The sequence below is a fragment of the Streptomyces sp. NPDC002870 genome, from assembly GCF_042888505.1.
GTDB lineage: Bacteria > Actinomycetota > Actinomycetes > Streptomycetales > Streptomycetaceae > Streptomyces.
In genome coordinates this window covers 66,656-85,245 of sequence record NZ_JBIAPW010000005.1, presented here as the reverse complement: position 1 = coordinate 85,245, position 18,590 = coordinate 66,656, and the positions used below count along the sequence as shown (strand labels likewise).

Below are 18,590 nucleotides of genomic sequence, written 5' to 3'. Positions count from 1 at the left end.
CCATCGAGAGAGGCCCAGCGGCGATCGAATTGCAGACCGCCTGCCAACCACACACCCTTGGTGCCCGTCTTGAAGCCGGCGGTCACCGCGTCGGCATCGAAGACGTCCTCGACCCGCTCCGCCGCATCGAGCCCGGCCGTTCCCAAGGCGGTATCGCCATCACCCGCGGCCGTCTCGAGCAACTCCAGGGCCAGCTGCTGGGCGGTCTCGCCGACACCGACATCCTCCAGCAGAAGCCACTCGGTGACCTGGTGCTCGTCGGCCGGTGGCGCCGCCCACTGCGGGTCGTACAGGGAAGTGATCCCCTCGGCGGCGGGGACCTTCACCGGGACCGGCTCCCCGACCGCCTCTAGGGCATCGCGCTGCGCCTGAGTCATCGTCAAGGAGACCGGGGCCATGAACGTGACCGGCGCCGACGGCACTCTCAGCAGAGCAACACCCTTGCCCCGATGCCCACCAGTCCTCGCGATCGTGGCAACCTCCACACCCGGCCGCTCACCACTGCTCGCAACTGTGGTCACCGCGGGAGTGTGCCGACCCGGCAGACCTGGATGCGTCACCCGCCGCCAGTTCCTGGACCGCTTGACCGAAGTGACCTCGACATCCCAGACCAGCCGGGCGGCAAACGCACTCGTCGAGGAATCCACCTCATGCAGGACACCGGTCACCGTGCCTGCGCTGGGACCTCCCTGTGCCTCACGGACGCTGGAATAACCAATAGCCCCCGTGCCCACAACATAAAAATGGCCGGGGATGGGCTTCGCGCTGAAACGCAGCCGCAGCGACGCGCCTTGGCTGCTGCCCGACCCGTCCTGGGCCACGGTCTCCGTTCCCGAGCCGAGCAGCACCGCCCAGTCGTCGACATCGCCACGGTAGGTGAGCCCCTCCTCCGCCAACCTCGCCCTGACGCGGATAGCCACGTGTTCCATGGTCCTGAGATGCTTCCGCCGCATCCGAACAGGCACACCGGAGGTGAACAGCTTCTTCTTACGGCTCTCCAGATTCCCCGCCGCGTACGTCGTGGTCAGCGCCCGGTAATTCGCTCGCTTCCTGGCCTCATCACTCCTCGATGTCCGCCACGTCGAGCCCCTCTTGTCGTCGGCGAAAGGCGGCAGGAATCCGGCCAACCGGGGATCCGTCCTGAACAGCTCCTCAATGGAGGACAGCAACAGCGCCGTGTCCAGATCGGCCATCTTGGTACTCGAACCCGTCGGGCCCGCGGGCAGTACCCGATCGAATCCGGGATGCTTGTACATCGCGGCGGGCCGCGCCCCGTCCGGCAACGGAAGTCCCAGCTCGGAAGCCTCCTCCTCGCGCAGGGAGAACCAGACCGTCACCTCCCGCTCGGAGGGTGCCCGACGGCCGCTGCTCGTGGTGAACGCCTGCGGACCGGTGCCCTCCACCTCGACGCGCACCCGAGCCTGGTACAGCACCTGGGTGCCGCCGATCTCCGTCCCGGACTGCGTCGAGAACTGGGAAGCCACCGAGGCAGAGTGCTTCCACCCGGTTTCCATTCCAGGCTGAAGGAACACCCGCGCCCGCGGGCCCCCCTTCATCGCCCCGAACCCCGCACCAGGCCCCAACGCGAAGTCCCCACCATGGTCCCTCTGCACCTGGGTGGCATGGCTTGTCGAGGCTTCCCACACACCGACCCCCGTCCAGGACGCCGGCTTTCCCCCTCGTCGGCTGCCCTCCCCGGGCTCGCCCTCCGTATCCGCCGCCGGCGCCGTGGCGGCACTTCCGGTGAACGGCATGGGGGCCACCGCCGTGATCGTCGCGCGGCTGCGGTAACCGCCCGTCACCCGGCCGTAGGCGCTGGCCAGATCCCCCGACAGCGCCCAGCCCGCCAATGTCTTCGGCAGCTCCTGCAGGAATTGCTTCTCGGACACCGCGTCGAAAGCGACCGCCCGCCCCGGAGCCCCGGCAGCGACCACCGACGGATGCACCTGCTTCCGAATGGCGTCGAAAAGCCCGCCACCCCCCTGATACGGCCGCCCGACATTGGCACCGACAGGCGTGAACGAACGGGCACCGCTGATACGCCGCCCCAGCTCCGGGTTCACAGTCGTGTACGCGCCGGGCCGCGTATACCCGCCGCCCCGCACCAGCTCCTGAACCGGAACCCGAAGCGCAGCGGTCACCTCGCCGCTGAAGGGCGGCGGAGCGTTCACCCCACTTTTCGTCACCCGCACGGTCATGCTCAGCAAACGAGGCACATCAACGGTGCCCGCCTCGCTGACCAGTTGCGTGATCTGATTTCCGCTCTGCTGCCTGCCCGTGGCCACTGTCCGCCGCCGGATACCGACGTTGGCCGCGACCGCCGCGCCCGCCAGCACGCCCGGCTTGGGCGTCGGCACAAGGAACATGCCCGCCCCCTTGACCGCCAGACCGCCCGTCGTGGAAGACGTGCCAGAGCTTCCCGCCGTGGTCGAGCGCGTGATGGACGTCTGCATCCCCGCGCTCTCGGGATGACTCACGAGATCGATCACCGGCAGCTGTTCATCCGCGTGACGAGCGATCGCGACCGTGACGTCGTACCAGACGCCATCACCCCCCTTGACGGGGAATGTCCGACCATGGCGAAGGAAGGTCTCCGGGCCCCCCCGCAACTCCTCCATGATCGCGTCAGGAGAACCCTGAGACGTCTGCTCACGGATCCGCTCGGCAGCCCACTCGGTGCCCGTCAGATCATGCAGAGTTGCCGTACCGGACGACTTCAGGTCCGCCAGATAGGGAGGCAGCTGCCACCGGTCGGCCCTCCGCGCACCGGGTGCCGCCCATCCCCCGGCCTCTTCCGTATCAGCCGGACCCGACAACTCCTGCATTTCGAGGGAGTCGGGACCGGTCACTGTGATGTGCGGAACCACCGACGTGGAACCGGTCAGCTCCATCGACCCGGCTCCCTGCGCCCCGAGGCGGTCCTCCGGGGCGGGATAGGCCTCTGCGCCCCCGGGCGTGGCATCCGCCGTCGGCGTACTGACGGCCGCGGGTGCCGGATCTCCCAGGGACCCGCCCTCCTCCGGCGCCCGCGGCGGACCGTGGGCAGCGTCCCGCGACACCACGGGGACCTGCCACAATATCACTGGCGTCTGCAGGTCGCCAAGCCAGGTGGTGGGCCTCCTGCCGTCGGCGGCTGGCGTGTCGAAGTCCAACAACGCCATGACGGCCGGGGGCAGTTCGGCGGTGCGTACACCTTCGGGTTCCAGACTCCGATCGGTGATCTTGCGAACCCTGGAGGCGAGGTCCGCACGGCCCGCGATGAAGCGGAGCGCGGCCTCCAAGATCACCTCCTGCTGGGGGTGGTCGCTCAGAGCGTCGGTGGCCTGCATCAGATTCAGGTCTCCGCCACGGTTGTAGATGTCGCGGACCAGTGCCTGGATCACCAACTGCGTTGTTCTGAGCGTGTCCGACCGGGTCGGCGGGGCGACGGCCGGCGCACTCTCGGCCGCCGGGCCTACCCAGCTGTGGACATGCCCCAGGATGACCCCATCGAGGCCAGGGAGGTCCTCCGAGTCCATCCCCAGCCTCCGCGCCACCGCGTTGATCACCGCGGGTCCGGTGCGCTCCATGACCGAGTTCCGGCGGATCATCCCCTCCGAGGTGGCGAAATCCTCTGGAGATATGTCGCTGTAGCCGAACATCAGCTCTTGCTGGACCCGCTGGTAGCGATTGCGGATCTCTTCGAGGTAGACGCGTGCGAACGGATGCCCCTTGGCCATGACGATGGCGGAGTTCCCGACCTCCCCCGGCACCCTCTCGACCGCGAAGCCGTATGGGGAGTCAGCGGCCGCGGCGGCATAGGACGGGTCGACCAGCACGTTGTCGCCGTCGACGTAGATACCGCCGAACCTGTGCAGAAGCTCCAGGCGGAGGATGTCACTGGCCGCCGCGTATCCCCGTCCGACCTGCTTGGCCGTCTCGGTCTGGAAGAACTCGTGCAGCATCATGGGGGAACCGGCATGGAACACCTCGTGCACATTCACAAGGCGCACACCGTTTTCCCGCGCCCAGTCGAGCATGTCCCGCGCTTCCACGAGGGTCGCGTCGTCGGTGGCGGCCGGAGGCTCCTTGGCCTGGTCAAGCACCGAACGCGGCACATCCGTCCAGAGCACCATCCGCGCCATACCCCGGTAGCGATCGGCCATGAAAGTCGTCTTCTCACGGAAGTCCGCCATCTTCCCGGCGTTCCGCAACGGGCCGCCCAGCCAGATCTGGTGGATGACGTTCGGCATCTCGGCCCGCGCCGGGAGCGGTGGCATCCGCCGGTTCGGCGCCCAGGCTGTCCGTTCGGCCTCTGAACGCTCGGTCACCAGCGCCGTGCCCGCAGCTCTCGGCAGCGTCCGCGCGTCCATCTCACGGTGTGTCGGGGCCCGGTGCACCATGTCGAGCCGGTCGAAGAATGTCGCCACCTGCTCGCCTTGCAGCGATGTGTGATCGTGGCCCTCCATGAACGCCGTGGGAGAAAGCGGGTTTCGCCCACCGAACAGGTCCGGCCCCAGCAGTTCCGTGCCACGGCCCGGTCGCCACTCGTTCACCGGGACCACCGCCGATGCGGCCACGTCGCTCAGGAGCTCGCGCGCGTCGGAATACGTCTCCGAGTCGCCCGGTGCGCGGCTCGCGGGGAATTCCGGCTCGAAGTCTGGTAGGGCGCGTGCTCCCTCCTCCTCCCGCGTGTCCGGGGCCGTGAGGGGATGGTCGTACACCACCGGTCCTGAATCGGTGGCGGTCTCAATCTGGACCAGATGGTCAACGGGCAGAAGACCGTTGCCCAGGCCCGCGGTACTCGCCATCACACCGGTCCCGGACACCTTGTCCGGCCGGTTACGGAACAGGGCCTTCGGGTCGAAGTAATGGTCGGTCACCGACACGAAGTGCAGTGCCTCGTGTAGCAGTACGGCATTGTCCCGCGCTGTCTGCTCCGCCGTGGCGCCCTCATTGTGCAGACGGAAATTCAACTGGTCGGAGACGCCCGGCTCCGACCTCATCGACACGTCAACGCCAGGAGTGCCCTGGGAAACCTCCACAAGTTCAACATCGATGTGCAACTGGTCCCCGGAAACAGGCAGCCGGAAGCCCGTGTTGATGCGCTTGTTGAGCACCTCGTTGAACCGCTGCTCCAGCTGCACCCTCGTATCGGGGCCGGTTCCCTCACCCATCACCACCGGCAGGACCAAGGTCAGTTCCCGCACCCAGCGTCCGTCTTCGGCCTGGATCCGACGGATATCCGTGCGGACCAGCGTCGCCTCACCCCCCAGACGCCGGACGCCATCCCGGACCACCGGCTCCGCGAGCGGATCTGAAGCAGGGTCGAAAACCTGGGTTTCCAACCTGGCAGGCCTCGCCCCGCTCCGCCTATCCCACCATGCGCCCTTTGCGACCGGATCGGCAGACGGCGCCACAAGGTCAAGCAGCTTGTGTCTGCCCTGGGCCCGTTCCCACAGGGCTCGGAAGCCCTCGTAGCCCTCGTTCTCTGCCTGGGTGGAGACCAGGTCGTGGGCCTGCGGCACGTGGGTGCCCTCAGCTTCGTCCCAGAGTGCTCGGAAGCCCTCGTAGACCTTGTTCTCCGCCTGGGTGGATTTGAACGGGTTGGCCGTCCGGGAGTGAAGGGCCTGCGGGTCGGTGCCGTACAACCGCTGAAGGAGCGGCAGCAGCGTCGGCTCGTGCTGCCGCACCCAGTCCACCCCGCCGTTGTTCCGCGGCTTTTGGGTACGCACGTCCTTCCCGGCGTTCGTCCGGAGGTAGACATTGGTGAGCTGAGCGAAGAACTCGTGCTCGTTCTCCGACGAGTAGTTGGTTGTGGGGCGCCCCCGTTTATCGGTGCCGAACAGCGGGCCGTCCGGCCATACCCCGGCGTCCCTCTGGGCCAGCTTCGCCTGGTACGCCTCCAGGATGAGCTGCCGCTCCGCGCCGGTCAGCGCGTACTGGTGGATCGCGTGCGCGAATTCATGGGTAGTCGTCGAGTATCCGTCCGCCGACGCTGGCACGGCCCCGGGGGCGGTGTTGAACTCACCGAGGAGATTCTCCTCCGGCGCCGCCACCCGGCGAAATTCCGTCAGGCCGCGCAGTTGATCAAAACCGTCGTCCCCCGCCAGCTGACGGAACGGGGCCAGCGACGTCAACGCCTCGCTCCTGGGCACCACGACCACGCGCAAGCCGCTCTTCAGCAGCTTCACCGCCGCCTCCGGATCGCGCAGCATCCGCGCGACCTGCGCCTGCACCTCCTGCCGCGCCGACCACGGCTGATCCACCCCGGTCGGCACCTGCACCATCAGCTGTGCCGCCGTCGCAGCGAACTCCGAGACGGACAGACTGCCCCGCAACACATCCACCAACGCCCGGTTGGACGCCAGCCGCTCACGTTCAGCGGGTGTCAGCAGCGACAGCTCCCACGCCCGGTCGGCCGCCGACATACCCGGCAGTCGCCGCGCCAGCTCGATCCGGTCGCCCGACCCCGGCCGGGCGGTACTGAACTCGTTGCGCAGCCGGTCCAGCCCCCCGTTGAGCCACCTGAAGTCGAACGGCCCGGCACCGAGCTCCTGCCACCTGGCCTGCTGCGCCGCACGCGCCCCGGCCAGTCCGTCCACTACCTCGAAGAGCCGGGCACCCAGCGTCGGTGCGGCACCGGGCGGGACCGCGCCCCGGTACGCCTCACCACGCAGCGTCTCGATCTCATCGACCGACAGGCCGTTCTTGAACATCGGGTCCGCCGTGCCGCAGAGCAGGTCGTACAGATCCTCCTCACGCTGCCTGTCGTCGGTGCGCAGAGCCAGCTCGTAGGCGATGTCGGCCAGCGAGTGGAGGGGCGACGGCACCGTGAAGCCGTCAATGCCAGTGGTGTCGGTATACGTGTCGGCACCGGTGCCCACGGTGATCTCCACGCCCTGGATCACACCGGTCAGCATGCGGCCGTCCGCCTCCGTGCGCAGCGCATTCTGCGGCGCCCCGGGGAACCGCTGGGCGACCGCCCGGTTGACGGCATCTACGAGCTGCCCGGGATCACCAGCCAGCTGGAAGTCCACCGTGTCCAGGGCACCCGGGCTCTGGAACTGCACCTTGCGCCGGGCCCGGCCGGACAGGACGACCGGAAGGCCGACACCCCGCATGAGCTCACCGAACTCCCGGCCGACATCCAGCTTCACATAGTCGGACGGCCCCCCGGGCGGGCCTTCCGGGGCGGGGTAGGCCTCTGCGCCCCACGGCGAGACATCCGCCGTCGGCGGGCTGAAGTCCGCGGTCAGGAAGGCGTCGGCGTCCATGGGGTCGCCGGAGGACGTGGGGTCGCCCGGTGCGCGGCTCACGGGGAATTCCGGCTCGAAGTCCGGTAGGGCGCGTGCTCCTTCCTCCTCCCGCGTGTCCGTAGGCAGCGCGTGGCGTTGGTCGCCGGGGTCCTTGGATGGGTGTGCCGGCTGCCCTGCCCCCTCCAACGGCTGAGGACTGTTCCAATCCTCCTCCGTCGGCAGCGCCTCGGGACCCACCACGTCGCCATCGCTGTCGCTGCCGGCGTAGCTGTCCATGTCGACGTCGCTGTCCGGGTGCTGCGCGTCGTCGACCCCATAGATGCCGAGCGGTTCGGGGAACTGCCCGATCAGCTTGCTCTCGGTGACCCGCAGATGCAGATGGCCGAGCCCGTCAGGGGTCTGGTCCCAGAAACGCTGAACCACCTCCAGCTCCGCCCGCTCCGGATACACCACCTCACCCCGGGCGGGGTCGACCGCGACGAAGGACACATCACGCGCTGAGGAGTCCACCACCTCCACCAGCACCGGGAACCCACCCACACCCGGGCCCGAACCGGACAGACCGGCACGAGCGACGCCCTCATCCAAGCTCGCCACCGCAAAGCCCGGGACAGCAAGGCCCTGCACATCCTCCGCCCCATCAGGCAGCCAGCCCGCCAACCAAGCGGCCGAGTTGACCGGCGGCAGAGCTCGCAAGCCCTCCACCGCCATTCCACGATGCTGCGGAGCATCCGCCAGCACACCCGCAACGGCATCATCCAGCCGCGCATGCAGAACCTGGCGTACCTTCTCCCGCCAGCCCTCAGCCGGCTCCGTGTGCACTCCAGCCGCCCCTGGGGTGGACGGGCCTCCGCGGCTCATCAGCAGGAGCTGCGTAGCGGCCGCCTCCTGGGTGACCGCGTCGCGGAAGTCCTCGTTGCCCATCAGCAGCAGCGGGAAGTCGGTGTGTTCACCGGTCGCCGCGAGCAGTGCCACGCCCTGGTCGACCGCGTCTCTGGCCGCGGCACGGAACAACTCCGCATTCTGCCCGGCGTGGAAGAACACGCGGTCGCGCGGGCTCGTGTGGAGATAGAGCGCGGTCAGATGCCCGGGCGCCAGCACGTCCAGCGGCGACGCGCCCCCGTGCCGTGCCGACCACGCCACCAATGCCGCCAGCCGCTCAGCCGACACACCATCAGCGTCACCCCGGCGGGCCAGGGCCACCAGATCACCCGGCACTGCCGGACCACCGGTCACCTCAGAGGTCAGCCAGTCATGACGCAGCGCGTACAGCTCCTGATACGGAGTCTGCCGCCGACCCCGACCCACCACCGGCAACTCTGCAAAAGCCCACGCATACACATGCGCCGCATCACCCAGGACAACGGAGTTCTCCACCGCCGACGGCATCCAGGACAGGGAATCGCGCACCGCTTCAAACAGGCTGTCCGAGCCCTTGCTCAGCAGCCAGCTCAGCAGCGCCATACGAGCCGCCTGCATCGACGCCAACGGCACCCTTTGCCGGTGAGCGGCAAGGAACGCCCTCGCGGTGTCGAGTCGGTCGCCGGAGAGGTGCAAACTGCGGACCTCGCTGAGCACCCGGAACTCATCGCTCTGCCGGTCCACGCCAGCGCTCTGGAACGACACCCCGGAGGCCGCCGCAGCATCGACCACGGCGTCGATGAGGAGGTTTGTGGGGGCGTCGTCGGGATACTGGGCCGCTCGCCCGGGAAGCCAGATGCCGACCATTTCCTGCGCCGCCCGGCGGACAGCGGGATCAGCAGCGAGATCCTCTCCCAGCGCCCGCTCATACGCCCCACTCAGCCCCGACCAGCGTCGGTCCCGGTAGAGGCCGCGGAACCCGTCGGCGTACGGCGCATACGCCCGAGCCGCAGCATGCCGGGCTGCCACCGACCGAGGACGCGGCCGGAATTCACGGAAGCGCGGCCCACCCGGCTCAGGGGCGAGCTTGATCGTGACCTTGCCTTCGAACTCGCGGTATTGCGTTGTGGTCGTGGGTGCAAAGCTGTGGTGATCGCTGGCATCAGCGACCTCCTGTCCGCCCGGATCGCCGCCCAGAACATCGGCACCTAGGCTGCACGCGACGAGCACGATATCCGTGTCCGCCCCAAAGCCGCCGCCACGCAGCAGATTCTTAAGGTGCCAGCCCCACTCCGTACCGCTCACTAGGCGGGGGCCGTACCTGGAGAACACCTCGAAACCGACGGAACTCCCGTGCGATTGGACCGAGACGGAGTTCCTGCCCCATCCGACGGGCATCCAATCCACGTCCTTGGCCTGCAGGTCCTTGGACTCAATCCCCAATGCCGCGTCTTTCGGGTGGACCCAGAAACGGATCTCGTCCGATCGCTCCATCTTGCCGAACATGTAGCGCCACTCGGCAATCGGCACGCTGGAGAAGCCCATGATGCGGTTGTCGCGGGCGACGGGCCAGGTCAGGATCTCCGGGGCCCAGGACGTATCCCGCTGCCCGATCTCCTCGAGCACCACATGCTCATACACAAGCCCCGACGCACCGTCATACCGCATCGCCCGCGATACCACCCGGACGGTGACGGCCTGCGGGAACCGCACCGTCCGCTCCCCCGGCGTCCGCGACAGCGGGGAGACCTCCCGGCCACTGGAACGCTCCACCGACCACACCACGGCCCGCCGACCCGCACCCCCGCCGGACGCCGAACCCAACAACCCCAGCGCACCAGCGGTACTGGTCGTCGCCCCATGGAACTGCAGCAACCCGAACTCCGCACCCACGGCGGGCAGGATATTCTCCCACGACGCCCACGCCACCGCATGCGGGACCCTCGGCAGCATCGTCAGTGCTTCCGCCGCCATCTCCCGATGCCCCGTCAACTCACCCCGGGACCATTCCGCAAGTGCAGCGCCGCGCTGCACCAAGTCCGTGATCTCCGCATCACTGCCCGAGAACGACTCCACCTTCGCCCTAAAACCCGCATAGCGGGTGAGCAGCAGCGGAAGGTGCGCCATTGGCGAAGGCTGGCGCAGCGCGTACCGCACCATAGCTGCGGCCTCATGACGCAGGCGCGCCACCCCAGCGTCGTCCGCCGTGAACGCCTCGCTCAGCAACTGTGCGTCCGCACCACTCACCAGCGGCAATGCCAGCATGTACGCGGGATTGAGGTTCGCCCAAAGCAGATGGGGGGAGCCATGACGCAACATCCAGTCCGCCAACGCGGCATGCCGCTCCCGCCGGTCCTCCAGAACATGGTCAGCCAGTTCGCCGATACCGCCGCTCCACGAGAAGACTGTCTCCCGGATGCCGTCGAGGACAACGCCGCCGTCAGCCAGACCCTGGAACCAACCGCCGTGCCGCTCGCGGTATGCGCGGTGGTGCGGCAGCTCGAGATCGGCGCGGACGCTCCCGGACTCCAGGACCTGCGCGGCCTCCGCCCACAAGTGTCCGCGCATGGGAGGATCCAGGGCGCCGAGAGCCCAGGCATACAACTGCGACGCGTCCGCAACCGCCATATCCGGTTCCAGCCCGTGCCGGACGCCCGCCGCATGCCCACCCCGCACCACCTCAGCGAGGGTGTAACCCTCAGCCTCCGGCAGTCCGGCCAGCAGTACCTCCCGGAACTGCAGTGGATCGGAGCCGGTCAGGGTCAGCGAGGCATACACCCGATGCAGCCACCCAACGGCCGCGACCGCCTCCGGCCGGATGCGAACGCCCCGTGCCATCTGACCGGCCGGAGCCTGCCCATGCGGCGGGATATCCGGGGGCAGCAGAGGCACACCGTGCGTGTTGGTCTGCGGAGCGGTCCGCCACATATCGCTCAGCGTGGAACCCGAAGTGCTCCGGAAAGCCGCCAGGATGAACAGGCCGACCAGTTCCTTCGTTCCCATGGCCGTGTTGTTAGGGTCTGTCCACGCCCAGAGCTGGGAACGCAGGCCCTGCGCTCCCGTCGGCCAGTCCGCAACAATGCCGGACGGCGTGAAGGCACGCACGGCGGCCTCACGACCGAAGTGCCCCTCCAGAGTCGTCAGCAGTGCACGCACGGAGTTCTTGGCCACGCTGACCACACCGCGATCGACGGCCAAGACCTGGCGCAGCGCCCCCTCAAACCGGTCTGCCGCCTGCTGCCAGGACGGATCGGCGTACAAGTCGGGGAACCGCGACCCCTCCTGCGGCTGAGGGCTGTTCCAGTCCTCAGCCGCCGGCTCCCACTCCGCGCCCAACTCGGCCACGCCGTTCTCGCCCACGGCCTGCATGGCGGAGGACAGATTGGGGAGCGGCGCGGTCTCGTCCCGCATGGCATGGGCGCTGCTCTGCGAAGAGGACGGGGCAGAGTCTATGGCCGGGGGCGGGACAGGAAGCGGGGCGGCCCCCGGGTTCTGGAGGTCGGCAGGCTCTGCGTCCTCCCAGTCCGCGACGGTCGGGTTCGGCACCTGCCCGGTGGCGACCAGATGGAGGACGCCGACCCCGTTCGGGTTCGTCCGCCACTCAGCACCGGCACGGGTGAAGCGCACCTTGCGGCCGAGACGCTGAGCGAGGCGCTGCGCCAGACCACGGTTGAGACGACCCAGCTCCGACACCTCGAGCACCACATCGGTGGAGAGCCGACGCCGCATCAGCTCGGGATCGGCCGCCACCAGTTCAATGAACACATCGCCGGTCACCGTGTAGGAGACACCACGCAGGGTCACCGACACCTTGTTGGGCTGCCCCGGCGCCAAAGAGGCCCGCACCAGGTAGGGAGGGGGCTTGTCGCGGCCGTACCTGTCCTTCCCCGACCACGGCGCCTCCTCCAGCCCCGACGGCAGACCGACCCACGACATATCCAGCACCCAAGGCACCAGCCCGGAGACGAAATCACGCCCGACCAGCCCGGTGACCTCGGTCTCAGTGCTGTAAGCCCCCAGCACGTCCAGGTAGAAGGCGGCCAGCACATCGGGGTCGGCCACATCACGGCCGCGCGCGAAACCACCGGCGGCCCCCACTGCCAAGATTTCGCGTGCCTGGTCGTTCACCGCGGCGGGGTCCATGTGCAGCACCCGGGCGGCCAACGCATCCCAGCCCGCTCCCCCCATCCTCGCCCACATCTCGTAGGCCTTCACAAACGCCCAGAACACCCGGGACCGCTCCGCCTGCCCCACCTGGTCAGCCCCCGACAGCATCAGTGCGTTGACGGTCCGCCGATCGAGCGTGCTCAAGTTGGCACCGGCCAATTCCCGCGCTGCATACGCCACTGTGGGCAGGGCGGCGAACTGGCTCAGCAGGGTGCCGGGCGGGGCCGTGCGCGCGGACTGGAACAACTCCCGGTAGTCATGCCGAGTCGGCTCGCTCTGCCCCTGCGGCAACCGCGCCTTCACCACCCGCTGCAACAGATCCAGCGTAAACGGCCCCAGCCCATCGAAGGCCGGATCCGCGCGCCACATCCCCTCCACAGCAGCGACCCCCCGCAACAGATCCGCATACGCGGGGTCCTGGTCGACACGAACACCATCATCGACCTCATTACCCATGGTCAACTTCAACGCCCGCACCAGAGCAAGCGTCTGCTCCCGCACCTCCTCCGGCACCGGATCCGCACCCGCATACAAACCGGCCACACGCGCCCGCCGGTCCACCTCCCCCACCACCGGCTCCGGGAAATACTCCTGATACGGCGCCCGACGCCCCTGCGCATCGGTATGTGCAATCCGGCCATATATGCCGAAGCTGGGCCGATATGTCCCTGTTGTCTGCACGTGGGCGCGCGTCTTACGTCCTGTTCCGTTCGCAATCCACTGCCCGACCGGATGACTCCGGAGCGGGTCGGCAACAAACACAACAGGGGAAGCCTCGCCGTGTATGTGCGGCGCAGGCACGGTATCGTCACTGGGCGAAGCACCCTTGCAGGGAATCACGTCCACCCAGAAATCCGGGGGCAGCGAGGACAAACTCTTCCGCCGCTTCAGCCATCCCGCCGCCTCCGGCCCCGACGCCTCCTTATAACTACCGTCCCTCAGCGGGAAATAGACACGGCCCGGGCCGCCGTGCGCGGCCCAGTGGTAAATCTTCGCGTCCGGCCCCGGCAAACCCACCTCAGCCGAGTAGGTTCCTGTAGCGGGATTGAAATACTGGAACGTCTTCATCTCGGGTAGGCGACGGAAAGGCTCGAACCGTAGGCCCAGGTCGGAACCGGTGAGAGCGCTTCGGCCGTGCTGCCTCCCGTCCGCCGGAGTGACCATGGCCCGGGTCACCACCTCGCGGTGCCATGCAGGAGCGCCATCATCCCGGTCAGGCGCTATACCCGGCTCAATCCGAATGAAATCCGCCGACTCCGCATGCCGACCCACAACCTGAAGGATCCGCATCTTCCCGCCCGTGCTCGCAGGAATCCACGCACGCCCCGTCGGCGCCCACACAACCCGCCCAAGCCGCTCCGCCAGCTTCCGCGCCAACTCCAAATACCCATCCCCCGCGAAGGGAACAGCCAGCACCACCGGCACATCAACCCCAAGACCAGCCAGCTCTGGATTGTGCGCCATCACCTCAACAAACTCATCAATCCCCAGATGCCGCGTCGAACCATCCGGCCACGGCACCCGCACCCCGTCAGGACCCCCCTCACCCCCCACCACATACACCCCATGCGGCCAAACGGCCGGCACCTGGCGGAACCGCGGCGCCTTACCCTGCTCGTACTCCATCAACTCGACGTGCTCGGTGTCCAGCTCAACGGTCTCGTCCGGCCCCCAGTTCAGACCCGCAACGGACTGGCCCCCGACCGTGAAACGACGCGAACGGCCCGCGTCGAACACACCCTGCCGCTGCACATGGAACGCAGCCAGCGCCGCCACACTCCCCGCACGCCCCTCCGCCTGCGCATCCCGCACCAGAGCGAACAGCTCATCCCGCACCCCTTCATCCACCGGCACACCATCAGCCAGATGCAGCACACGCCGCGCCACCACATCCACATCCACATCCACCGAGCCACCCACACTCGGATCACTACCACCCAGCCGCTGAAGCACCACCGACGGCGGCGGCCAGGCCACCGCAAACGTCGCCCGCCGACGCAACTCCGAAACAGACGTATGCCCAGACCCCGCAGCCCCCGCCACATTGCGCCCCTGGCTACGCCAGGCAACACGAATATCCGCAGCCCTCAAACGATCCTGACCCGCCGGCACACCCGCCTGAAGCGTCCCCAACGCATCATCCAGCGACCGCACAAGCCCCTCACGAGCCGCCCTCGCCCGCTCCTCCCCCCTCTCCAGCGCCCGCTGCTCCCCATTCCTCCCGCTACCCGGGCCATATCCCGTCACCACCACATCAGGCAACGGCAACCCAGCCCGCCACTGCGCAAGCGCCTCCGCAGCCACCCCCTCCGCCAAACGACGAACATCCACCTTGGCACCGGGAGACAACGTCGTAGACCTCGGCCCGAACTCCACCCAACTCAGCGACGCCACACCACTCGCCGACCCGCCCAACCCCGCCGTTTGTGGCTGAGGACTGTTCCATTGCGCCGGCTCCGGTTGGTCCAGCGCGCTCATCGCCAGCGCCGGTTTCGGTGCGGGGGAGTCCCCGGACATGGCGGGCGTGACTGTGTCGGGCGTGTGCTGGGCCGACGACGGCCGGGGCAGGAATGTGCGCCACTCGGTCTCTCGGCCCTGCTCGTCGTGCTCGAGGGCGATCCTGAGGCTGCCGCCCGCCTTCGGCGGGCTGAACGCGACTCTTCCGGTGGGGGCGTGGATGACCAGGCCGGAGATGTCGGCGACGATCTGGGCGTCCGCGAGCGCCTGCCCGGCCCCGGCGTTCGTAGGCCGGTCCTTTCCCGCCGTGCAGGAGAACAGCGTGATCGCCTTGAAGTCCTTGAGCACGGATTTGAGGGAGCGCAGAAGGTCGCCGAGCTCCTCGGCGCTCATGATCCGTTCGCGAGTGGCCCCCTGCAGCGCATCGGTGATGGGGTTGGCCTGGTCCTCGCCGACGACGGCGCGGAACCCGCGGTCGTCGTGGTGCAGGCCGAGGAAGAACGAGTCCTTGAAGCTATTGGGGAGCTCCTTCCAGGTTCCGGCCGGGGCGCCGTCTTCCTTGAGGTAGCTCGCGACGAACCGGGTCTGCTCCGATAGCTTTCCGTAGGTGTTCAGGCGCCTCTCGAGGTCCTTTGCGCTGAACGAAAGCGCGCCCATGCGCTTGCCCGAAGCGCTCTTGACAGCGTTGACCTGTATTCGCGGGTGCTGCCACGCGCTCTTCGACGGCTTGGCGTACTTCTTGGTGGCCGGCTTCGGGGTCTGGGGCAGGACCGTGGCGAACGGTGCCTGGTGGGTGCCGGTGCCCGGCTGCTCCTGCTGTGCCTGCGTCGCGTGGGCGGCGGTTCCGCTGCCCTGCAGGGGCGTCCCACCGACCTCGACAGCGGTGGACTCGGTGGGCACCTGGCCGGATGCAGGCGGGGGGATCTGCACATCGGCGGACTTCTGTGCAGCTGGGTTGCCGGCCGGGGACTTTGCGGATGCTGTCTGCGGGGTTTCCGAAGTACCGGAGGATACCGGGGTTCCCGGAGTCGGGCTCCCCGTTGCGATGGTGTGCGGGGTTATCGGAGCACCCGCGGTGTACGGCTGCTCTGCCGGAGTGGAACCTGCCTCCTGGCTCGCGGGATCGGCCGTCGGCTCGTGCCCCTCGACGGTGCTCTGTGCCGACGGCTGGCCTCCAACCGGAATCTGGGCCTTGGGCGGCGTTGGCTGACCTGTCGCGGCGGAGGGGCCGTCGAGGAGCGGTTGTCCGACGATCGGGACGACGGGTTCGGATACGTCCCCGACAATGCCGGAGCTCTCGGGACCTTCGGTCTCCGGGCGGGAGTCGTCCTGATCTGCTGCTGCATCCTGTTGCGGCGCGGGCTGTCCCGGTACGTGGCTGCCGTCGGCGGACAGCGGCGGGGACGCGGTCGGCCCCGCTGCGTTCCCGATGGCCTGGGCGGCGGCGTCCGGAAGGGACTGCGCCCCTGCCGTGTCGATTTCCCCGGCAACCGGCTGGGTGACCGCCGGGCCGGTCTCCCCGGTGGCCGGCTGGGCGATCGTCGTGTCCGTCTCTCCGGCGACCGGCTGGGCTGGCACCTGATCCGCGGTTTCGGCTTCCGGCTCCGAGTCCGAATCCGCGTACGGTTCCGCGAAGGTGTTGTCCGGGTAGGGAGACGCGGACTCGTTCGTGGAGGGTGTGGGGATGCCGGAAGCCGGTCGGCCCGTCGGCGCCGATGGCTGGTCCGTGGTCGAGGAGTTGTCCAGCGGGCGGTGTCCGGACTCCTCGACTGCCTCGTCGATGATCGGCTGCTCGGCGGACGACTCCGCTTCGTCGGCGATCGGGGCGTCCTGCACGGACGGGCTGCCGCCTCGAGGGGTGTTGCCGAGGTCGGAAGGTGCCGTTGCCTCCGCGGGCAACTGTCCAGAGGTGACGGGAACGTTCGGAACGTGGGTGTCTTGCGTGTCGGGGACGCCGTCGGTGCCCAGGGGGGCGGAAGGTTCGGATCCCGGCGGGGCCAGCGTCGACTCAATGATGTCGGCCAGCGGTTGGGACGGCGAATCGCCGACGACAGAGCCCTCTTCGAAGTCGGTGTTGTCGGGGCCGGTGACGACGGAACCGGAAGTCCCGACGGCTCCCGTCCCCGTGACCGCGCTCGGCCCCGGGCCCAGACCTGCTGCCAGAACCGGGCCCAGGCCCGGTTCTGAGCCCGGGACCAGCCCCGGAGCGAAGTCGGCGTCTGGAGTCGGCGTGGCCGAGCCGTCCAGATTGTCGAATCCCGAGAGCGACAGCGGGTCGACGGAGAAGTCGGAACTGTCCTTGTCCTGGAGCAGCGGCTCCTCGTCGAGGTCGAAGTCCGATATCGAGGAGGTGTCACTGGCCAAGCTGAAGTCCGTGATGTCCGACTGGGGATCGGTCAGTTCGGAGACATCACTGAAGGCATCACTGAAGTCGGTGCCCGGCCCGACATCGCTGAAGTCGGAGACATCGCTGAACTCAGAGATGGACGCCCCATCGCTGAGATCGGAGACATCGCTGACGAACGATGCGGTGTCGCTGTCGCTGTCGCTGTCGCTGTCGCTGTCGCTGTCGCTGTCGGGAAGGGGAGTCGGCAGGGTGATCGGTTCCGGTACGAACTCTGCTGCAGGCATGTCTTCTGGCACATCGCCGATGTCGTACGGAGGCTGGACGGCGGGATCCGGCGTCGGCGCAGGTACAGGAGCCGGGGCAGGAGCCAGGGCAGGAGCCGGGGTGGGCAAAGGCACGGGGGCCGGAGCAGGAGGCGGTGTGACGGGAGGTGCGGTCTGATCGACGGACAGGTCGGGCCCGATGGTGGAGACGTGGTTGGGGAGTGACTCCAGTGTCGTGTTGGCGTTGGGGGTGACGAAGATCGGGTCAGGACCGGAGTCTGTGGTCGCCACGGGATTCGGCGTGTCGTCCTGGCCGCCTCCCTCGCTGCCGGCACCGGGATTGTCGTTGCTCTTGTCCAGGAGGTTGAGGATGTTCAAGCCGCCGAGCAGGTTTTTGTTGATGGATTTGCCACTGATTTCGGCGAAGTCGTTGGCAAGCTCCTGCATCAGGCCGTTGACACCGGCCTCGTAAATCGTTGTAGGATCAACTTTCCAATTGCCGTCAAGAAGACCTTCGACGACTGTTTCCGCGGGCATCTCAGCAAAGAGACCTTCATTGAGGAAGGCCTCAGGAAGTTCAGCTACTTCCTTCTGCCATGGCGGCGCTTTCTTGAAGTAGTTGCGAGTAAACTTATCGAACACTTGGGCGGCAGCCCCACCGAAGGCCCCGGCAAACAGCCCGAAAAGCGCGGACCTTCCAATGTCGCTCCAGTCGATCCCCTTCGCCCTCAGGTCGGGGTTGTCGGGAACGTTCATCGCCATGAGGTTGGCCGCGAATGCGACGAACGCTTCCTGAATGGCTTCGATGCCGGCGGTGAGCGGAATGGGGAGGAACCGCCCCATCCGTTGCGCAATGAGCATCACCCGCAGCGCCCACCGCCATTTGGCTGCGCTGATGAGTGGTGCCGTGACGCCGCCAGTGAGAATCGCCGAAAGTTCGATCAAAGCGATTTCGATCATCAGCATGAGCCACTCGAGGAACATCTCGTACTGGCTCTGGAGTAGCTTCTGGGATGCCTCGATCCGACTATTTGCGGCGGCCTCGAATTGGACCGCCAGGTCCGAGGAAGCATCCAGGAGCTGCTGGACCGCAGCGACGAACGGTTCACCGATTTCCGGCGGCAGGGCGGCGCCAACCGAATCTATCGCCCCCTGCATCTCCGCCGCGAAACGGCGGAGACCTTGGGCCTTCTCTGAGTAATTGTGGGAACTGGAGATGCCTCCGGGCGCACTGCCCTTGGCGACGGGTCCTACCAT

1 protein-coding gene (cut by a window edge) is annotated in these 18,590 nt (G+C 67.9%); it reads right to left on the bottom strand.

The genetic code is table 11. The features are described from left to right. A protein-coding gene (locus ACFYWY_RS08555) for a lonely Cys domain-containing protein (RefSeq protein ID WP_389181718.1) crosses the window boundary here: on the bottom strand, positions 1 to 18,590 show its 5' portion. The gene continues 18,457 nt to the left of window position 1, outside the view; only the first 18,590 of its 37,047 coding nucleotides appear in the window; its start codon is at positions 18,588 to 18,590; its stop codon lies beyond the left edge, outside the window.